The following is a 1,928-nucleotide window of genomic DNA, read 5'->3' on the forward strand; positions in this document are numbered from 1 at the left end:
AGAGCGCCCACTCCACATCTACCGGGTCGTGGATATTCACATCCTCATCCACTACTATCACATGTTTGAGTGATGGGTGGCCACGGAATGCGGCCTCAATGGCCTGCCGCCCATCCTCCGCCCCATGAGAACGGATTTGCACGATAGCGTGCAGCCACGAGCCGCCCCCAGGCGTCAAAAGCACATCTACGACATCGCAAACCTTGCTAACTTCCTGGAAAATAGTGGGTTCACGAGGCATACCCATCAGTAATTTGTGTTCCTCGCCACCAGGCAATAAGGCTTGATAAATAGGAGCCCGCCGATGGGTAATGCAGGTCACCTCGAAGATGGGCTGGCGTCGCACAATATCCCGGGTCAATGTCAGGTCGAAAAATGGACCTTCATCGGCCATTTCGCGGGTCAGGCGGCCCTCAAGCACGAACTCTGCATCGGCAGGCACTTCCAAATCCACCGTCTGGCATTTCACCAATGGCGTGAGTTCTAACGCGTTTGCGATGCCTAATTCATCCACACCGGGGGCAGGCGACATCGCGGCTGCCAGCAAGACCGCCGTGCTGTTCCCGATGCAGAAGGCGATCTCAATCTCACCACCCGCTGCACGGAGTGCCGAGTCTGTGCCGCGCCCCTCGACAATCCGTGCTGCGAAACGCCTCTCATCCAAGCGAAGGAGTCGGTGATAGCTCATGTTGCGCCCCAGGGTGGGATGTTTCACAATAGCAACTCCCGCTGTGACGTAGGGGCCCGGATCATCGGCAAAATGGGTCAGGATGGGCAACCGAGTTAAATCCACTTCATGCTCGATTATCTCTTGGCAGGGACCTGAGGGAATGATTTCAGGCTCGATGGTATTGCACAGCGCGTTCTGCATGACCCGTGGCAATTGCTCTGGCGACACGCCCAACCCCAGAGAAAAGAACTCGCGACGGGCACAAAGACCTGCCACCACCGGGTATTCAAAGCCTGCCACTTGCTCAAAGAGCACTGGCCGATTGTGCAAAGCATTGATAACCTGTGCCATTTCGACGTACGGGTCCACTGGTACACCGATCCGGACCAACAGGCCCTGTTTCTCCATTTCAGTCAATAGTGTTCGCAGGTTCATCTTTTTCGTTTTTCTTGCGCATTACGCGTATCACATCAAAGTCACGTACTACCACGGTATCTGGGAAGATGGCGCGAGCCTCTTCCTCAACGGCGCGGCTTGAGTATCGCCGTGAGAGATGCGTCAGATAAAGGCACCCTACCTCCGCCTTACGAGCCAATGTTGCAGCCTCAGCTGCCGTCAGGTGAGCGAACTTGGCGGCCATCTCAGCCTCTTCACGCAGATAAGTAGCCTCAATGACCAAAGCGTCAACCCCCCGCACCACAGAGACCAGATCATCCACCCGTCCAGCATCGCCTACCCAAGCCAATCGCACTCCAGGGACTTCCGGCCCCAATACCTGATCTGGTGTGATCGTTCGGCCATCAGGCAAAATAACATTCTCGCCCGCTACCAACCTTCTGCGCTCTGGGCCCGGAGGCACACCCAAGCGTTCGGCCTCCTCGACCAAGAAGGGGCGATGGCCCTCTTCTTCAAATAGGTAGCCGAAACACCCTGGCCCACGGTGGCTCACCGGGAAGGCATAGATGCTTAGCCGCCCGCTGTTCCAGATGAGGCCCGGCTTGACCTCCACGTATTTGATATCTAACTCCACTTCACCGCCACGTAATACCACGGCCATAAGGTCGCGAACGCGTTCCAAAGCCCAGGTTCCACCATAGATGGTCAGTTCCGTGATCGCCTCCCACCGAGCGAAAGTGGATACCAATCCTCCCAACCCCAAGATATGATCGAGGTGACCGTGGGTTAAGAGCACTTTGTCAAGCCTTTTGAAACCGAGACCACTGCGCAGTAATTGGCGTTGCGTACCCTCTCCACAATC

Annotated in this window: 2 protein-coding genes; both read right to left on the reverse strand. The window is 56.2% G+C overall.

Annotated features, from left to right (window positions below; translation table 11 throughout):
• Nucleotides 1-1,105, reverse strand: a 1,105-nt coding sequence (locus tag H5T64_13475; GenBank protein ID MBC7265343.1) for a UbiD family decarboxylase, incomplete at its 3' end; no start/stop codon positions are given.
• On the reverse strand, nt 1,080-1,928 hold an 849-nt coding region (locus tag H5T64_13480), incomplete at its 5' end, for an MBL fold metallo-hydrolase (GenBank protein MBC7265344.1). The genes H5T64_13480 and H5T64_13475, both read right to left, overlap by 26 nt.

It is taken from the genome of Chloroflexota bacterium (genome assembly GCA_014360825.1).
In the GTDB taxonomy this organism is placed as follows: Bacteria; Chloroflexota; Anaerolineae; order UBA2200; family JACIWT01; genus JACIWT01.